This window comes from Parvibaculum sp. (genome assembly GCF_049672805.1).
In the GTDB taxonomy this organism is placed as follows: Bacteria; Pseudomonadota; Alphaproteobacteria; order Parvibaculales; family Parvibaculaceae; genus Parvibaculum.
Genome location: NZ_JBATWS010000344.1, coordinates 1 through 5,740 on the forward strand (window position 1 = coordinate 1; position 5,740 = coordinate 5,740).

Annotated in this window: 7 protein-coding genes; 1 reads left to right on the forward strand and 6 read right to left on the reverse strand. The window is 61.8% G+C overall.

What is annotated here, in order from left to right:
• Positions 1–261, forward strand: a 261-nt coding sequence (gene trxA, locus WBF74_RS10855) for a thioredoxin (protein WP_424439440.1), incomplete at its 5' end; no start/stop codon positions are given.
• Positions 262–324: 63 nt separating this feature from the next.
• Here the strand turns inward: trxA and WBF74_RS10860 are convergent.
• The 6 genes from WBF74_RS10860 to WBF74_RS10885 all read right to left on the reverse strand — a co-directional run.
• Complete coding sequence (locus tag WBF74_RS10860) at positions 325–1,659, reverse strand: bifunctional folylpolyglutamate synthase/dihydrofolate synthase (protein ID WP_424439443.1); 1,335 nt, start codon at positions 1,657–1,659, stop codon at positions 325–327.
• Positions 1,656–2,570, reverse strand: a complete 915-nt coding sequence (accD, locus tag WBF74_RS10865; RefSeq protein ID WP_424439446.1) for an acetyl-CoA carboxylase, carboxyltransferase subunit beta — start codon at positions 2,568–2,570, stop codon at positions 1,656–1,658. The genes WBF74_RS10860 and accD overlap by 4 nt, the downstream gene beginning before the upstream one ends.
• 12 nt (positions 2,571–2,582) lie before the next feature.
• Entirely contained in the window at positions 2,583–3,422 is an 840-nt protein-coding gene (gene trpA / locus WBF74_RS10870; protein ID WP_424439449.1) for a tryptophan synthase subunit alpha, read from the reverse strand.
• Positions 3,419–4,666 (reverse strand): tryptophan synthase subunit beta, encoded by a 1,248-nt coding sequence (gene trpB, locus WBF74_RS10875; RefSeq protein WP_424439452.1) that lies wholly within the window; start codon positions 4,664–4,666, stop codon positions 3,419–3,421. The genes trpA and trpB overlap by 4 nt, the downstream gene beginning before the upstream one ends.
• A 50-nt stretch (positions 4,667–4,716) precedes the next feature.
• A complete protein-coding gene (locus WBF74_RS10880) occupies positions 4,717–5,364 on the reverse strand; it encodes a phosphoribosylanthranilate isomerase (protein WP_424439455.1) in 648 nt (215 codons plus the stop codon).
• Positions 5,365–5,368: 4 nt separating this feature from the next.
• Positions 5,369–5,740 (reverse strand): orotidine 5'-phosphate decarboxylase / HUMPS family protein (locus tag WBF74_RS10885; RefSeq protein WP_424439458.1); only part of this gene is annotated, 372 nt, incomplete at its 5' end.

The following is a 5,740-nucleotide window of genomic DNA, read 5'->3' on the forward strand; positions in this document are numbered from 1 at the left end:
CCCGTTCTGGTCGATTTCTGGGCGGAGTGGTGCGGCCCCTGCAAGCAGATCGGCCCGGCCCTTGAAGAGATCGCCAAGGATTATGGCGGGAAGCTCCGCGTCGCAAAGATCAACATCGACGAGAATCCGAACACGCCGACCAAATATGGCGTCCGCGGTATTCCGACGCTGATGATCTTCAAGGATGGTCAGGTTTCGGCCACCAAGGTTGGAGCTCTGCCCAAGGGCAAAATCGTCGAATGGATCGACAGCTCGATCTGACGAACTATTCCGTTAACGGATGAAAAGGCCGGCTTCGTTCCGGCCTTTTTTCATGGGCAGATTCTATGAATTGTCCTTGAGTATGTGCCCGGCGAGATAAAGCGAGCCGCAGATGAGGACGCGCGGTGTTGCGCGTCCGGCGGCAATGGTGATCCGCTCAAGCGCCTCGCTGATCGAGGGCGCGGCATTGGCATCAAGCCCCGCCGCAGAGGCCATCTCCGCAAGCCGCGCTGCGGGCAGGCTCGCCTCGGCATGAGGAATGGCAATGGTTTCCACATGCGCGGCGAGATCGCGGAAGGCGGCAAAGAAGCCCGTCGCATCTTTCGTGTCCAGCATGCCCGCGAGAAGCAGTAGCGGGCGCGGGCTTTCCGGTCGGTCATGCTGGGCAAGGTCCGCCATCATCTCTGCGATGACGCGGCCCGCAGCAGGGTTGTGCCCGCCGTCAAGCCAGACTTCGCTTCCCTCCGGCAGATGCTCGAAAATCGGTCCCCGCGTCAGCCTTTGCAGGCGGGCAGGCCATTCAGCTTCCGTGAGTCCCCGCGCGATGGCGGCTTGGTCAACCGGCAGGAACGGCGCGCGCCGCAGAGCACGAATAGCCATGGCGGCATTGCCGATCTGGTGTCGGCCCCGAAGGCGCGGCAGAGGCAGGTCGAGCAAGCCTCCCTCATCCTGATAGACAAGCGCGCCCGCTTCCTCATGCGCGATGAACTCCTGCCCGAAAATATCGAGCGGCGCGCCGGTTCTCTCCGCCGCGTGTTCAATCGCGGCAAGTGCTTCCTCCTGCTGCATGCCGATCACGCCGGGCACGCCCTTTTTAAGAATGCCGGCCTTCTCGGAGGCGATGGCGCTCAGCGTGTCGCCGAGAAAGGCCTGATGGTCGAGATCGACCGGTGTGATGATAGTGACGGCGGGCTTTGCCACCACATTGGTCGTATCAAGCCGCCCGCCCATGCCGACTTCGAGAATAAGCGCGTCGGCAGGATGGCGCGAAAAGGCAAGCAGGGCCGCCGCCGTGGTGATTTCGAAAAAGGTGATCGGCTCGCCCGCATTGGCGCGCTCGCATTCATCCAGCAGCGCCGCAAGTTCCTCTTCTTCAATGAAGGCGCTATGCGGCTTGCCTGCGAGGCGAATGCGCTCATGGAAGCGCACGAGATGCGGCGATGTATAGGAGTGAACACCATAGCCGCCCGCTTCCAGCATGGCGCGCAGCATGGCGCAGACAGAACCTTTGCCATTCGTTCCAGCCACATGAAATACGGGCGGGAGGGAACGCTCAGGATGACCAAGCGCTTCGAGAATGCGCCAGGTGCGATCAAGCGACAGATCGATCAGCTTCGGATGAAGCGTCGTCAGCCGTTCAAGAATGATGTCGCTTCTGGCGGGCGCGTTGCTGCTCACGATGCCGAAGGCGTCGCCACGGTGGCAGGCACATTGGCGCTTCCCTGCTTCGGGCTTCGCGGGCGATGTGTCAGAAGCCGCACAAGCCGCGCCAGCGTTTCCTTCATCTTGTGGCGATGCACGATCATGTCGATCATGCCGTGATCGAACTGAAACTCCGCCGACTGAAAATCATCTGGCAGCTTTTCGCGGATCGTCTGCTCGATGACGCGACGACCGGAAAAACCGATCAGCGCCTTCGGTTCGGCGATATGGATGTCGCCCAGCATCGCATAGGAGGCAAGCACGCCGCCCGTTGTCGGGTCGGTCAGCACGACGATGAAGGGAACACCCGCTTCGCGTAGAAGCTGCAGTGCAACGGTCGTGCGCGGCATCTGCATGAGGGAGAGAATGCCTTCCTGCATGCGCGCGCCACCGGCTGCGGTGAAGAGAATGTAGGGCGCCTTCAGCTCCAGCGCCTTTTCCGCACCCTTGATGATCGCTTCACCGGCGGCCATGCCGAGTGAGCCGCCCATAAAGGCAAAGTCTTCGACCGCGATCACGGTTTCAACATCGTCAAGCGGGCCATGCGCCACGCTCACCGCGTCTTCGCGGCCGGTCTTGGCACGGGCTTCCTTCAGGCGGTCAGGATACTTCTTCTGGTCGCGGAACTTCAGCGGATCAAGCACCACCTGCCCCACATCAACAAGCTGATATTCGCCGCGATCAAACAGCGCGGCGAAACGCTCTTTCGTGCCTATCCGCATATGGTGGTCGCAGGCAGGGCAGACGCGTTGCGCCGCATCGAGATCGCGATGGAAGATCATCTCGCCGCAAGAAGGGCATTTGTGCCAGAGATTGTCCGGCGTTTGCTGCTTCTTGGTGAAGACCCGCTGGATCTTCGGACGCACGACATTATTGATCCAGTTCATCTCCCGTCTCCCTTATTCCGCCGCTGCCGCGCGGGCGTTGTGGACGCCATCTGCGAGCGAGCGAACAAAGGCGAGAACGCGCGAGGCTGCGCCCGGCTTCGCCTTTCCGTTTTCATCGAGGTCGTGGGCGATCTGGTCGATGATCGCCGACCCCACCACAGCGCCATCCGCCGCGCGGGCAATGGCGGCTGCCTGTTCGGGTGTCTTGATGCCGAAACCGACCGCAACCGGCAGCGGTGTATGCCGCTTGATCCGTGCGACTGCTTCCGCAACATTCTGCGCCTGCGGGCTTGCCGAACCTGTGATGCCGGTAATCGACACGTAATAGACAAAGCCCGATGTGTTCGCGAGAACGGCGGGCAAACGCTTGTCATCGGTTGTCGGCGTGGCAAGGCGGATGAAGTTTAGCCCCGCCTGAAGCGCAGGCACACAAAGCTCGTCATCTTCTTCCGGCGGCAGGTCCACCACGATAAGCCCGTCAACACCGGCGTCGCGCGCGCGGGAAAGGAAGGTTTCCACACCCATGCGATAGATCGGGTTGTAGTAGCCCATCAGCACGATCGGCGTTTCATTGTCGCTCTCGCGAAAGCGGCGCACGAGATCGAGCGTCTTCAGCACCGTCATGCCATTGCGCAGCGCGCGCAGCGAGGAAGCCTGAATGGCCGGACCATCCGCCATCGGGTCGGTGAAAGGCATGCCGAGTTCAATCACATCGGCACCCGCAGCGGGCAGGCCCTTCAGAATGTCAAAGCAGGTCTCCGGGTCCGGGTCGCCCGCCGTGGTGAAGGTCACGAAAGCGGCGCGGCCTTCCGCCTGCAGCCGGGCAAAACGCTTGTCGAGCCGCGTTGTCACAGCGACACCCCCAGATATTCCGCAACAGAGAACACATCCTTGTCGCCGCGGCCGCAAAGATTCATCACGAGCAGGTGATCCTTCGGCAGTTCCGGCGCGATCTTCGAGACAAAGGCCAGCGCATGCGCAGGCTCAAGCGCCGGGATGATGCCTTCAAGCCGGGTGCAGAGCTGGAAGGCATCGAGCGCTTCCTGATCCGTCGCGGCAACATATTCCGCACGCCCCGTATCATTGAGCCAGGCATGTTCCGGCCCGATGCCCGGATAGTCGAGTCCGGCCGAAATGGAATGGCCGTCACGGATCTGGCCATCCTCGTCCTGCAGCAGATAGGTCCGGTTGCCGTGAAGCACGCCCGGCTGGCCGCCCTTGAGCGACGCGCAATGCTGGCCCGTGTCGATGCCCTTGCCGGCTGCTTCGACGCCGTAAATCTTCACGGAAGGATCATCGAGGAAGGGATGGAAAAGGCCCATCGCATTGGAGCCGCCACCGATACAGGCAACGACGGAGTCGGGCAGCCGCCCCTCGCGCTCCAGCATCTGCGCCTTTGTCTCGCGCCCGATCACGGACTGGAAGTCGCGCACCATTGCAGGATAGGGATGGGGACCGGCGGCAGTGCCGATCAGATAGTAGGTGTTCTCGACATTCGTTACCCAGTCCCGCAGCGCTTCGTTCATCGCATCTTTCAGCGTGCCCGTGCCGGAAGTAACAGGAACAACTTCCGCGCCGAGAAGCTTCATGCGGAAGACGTTCGGCTTCTGCCGTTCAATGTCGGTTGCGCCCATGTAGATGACACAGGGAAGGCCGAAGCGTGCGCAAACGGTTGCGGTCGCCACACCATGCTGGCCCGCACCCGTTTCCGCGATGATGCGCGTCTTGCCCATGCGCCGCGCAAGCAGGATCTGGCCAAGGCAGTTATTGATCTTATGGCTGCCGGTATGGTTCAGCTCGTCACGCTTGAAATAGATTTTCGCGCCGCCATCCCGGCCCGCCGCAGCAGCGATACTACGGAAATGTTCCGTCAGCCGCTCGGCGAGATAGAGCGGGCTCGGGCGACCCACATAGTCGCGCTGCATGAAATCGATTTCTGCCTGAAAGGAGGGATCGGCTTTCGCCGTCTCATAGGCTTTTTCAAGATCGAGCACGAGCGGCATCAATGTTTCGGCGACAAAGCGTCCGCCGAATATGCCGAAACGACCCCGTTCATCAGGTCCGTTTCGCAGGGAGTTTGGTGTCGTCGCGCTCAAGGCTTCTCTCTTTCGATCTGTCTGCTTCTGTCGGCTGCTTTCACCGGCCTTCAGGCGGCCCTGGCCGCCTTGATGAAGGCTTCGATGAGCCCGGGCGATTTCCGGCCCGGCGCGGTTTCAACGCCGGACGAGACATCAACCGTCTTCGCCCCGGTAACGCGGATCGCCTCCCCGACATTGTCAGGTGTCAGGCCACCCGACAGCATCCAGGGCATATCGGGCCGATGCCCGGCGATCAGCGACCAGTCGAAAACGAGGCCGTTTCCACCCGGCAATGCGTTCGCCATAGATTTAGGCGGTTTGGCATCGAACAGCAACAAATCGGCGGAATCCCGGTAAATTTCGCTGCGTTCCGGGTCGCCCGGCTCGGCCACGCCAATGGCTTTCATCAGGAGCAGGCCATAGCGCGCTTTGAGTTCCTTGAGCCGCTCGGGCGTTTCCGCACCGTGAAGCTGGATAATGTCGGGCCTGAGCGCCGCCACCGCCGCATCCAGCGTCTCATTATCCGCATCAACGGTGAGCGCCACCTTCATGACGGAGGAAGGGACATGGGCTTTCAGTTCAGCCGCCGCCTCAAGGGAGATATGACGCGGGCTTTTCGGGAAAAACACGAAGCCGAGATAATCGGCACCCGCAGTCACGGCCGCCTCTACGGTTTCCACCGTTGAAAGGCCGCAGATTTTGACACCTGTGGTCATGGCGTCAGGCGGCAAGCGACAGCGTGCGGGTAATGCTGTCTGCTGCCGCGCGCGGGCTATCCGCGCCGGTGATGGGACGACCGATGACCAGAATATCTGCCCCAAGCTCGAGCGCGCGGGCAGGCGTCATCACGCGCTTCTGGTCGGCAAGGGCTGCCCCTTCCGGGCGGATGCCGGGCACGATGAGCTTGAAATCGGGCCCGAGATCGCGCCGCAGCGTCTCGATTTCATGGGCCGAACAGACAACACCGTCGAGCCCCGATCTGGCAGCAAGGCCTGCGAGGCGGCGCACATGATCGGCAGGCGTGCCCGTGACGCCCGTATCGGCAAGGTCGCTCTCATCCAGGCTTGTCAGCATGGTGACGGCGATGACGAG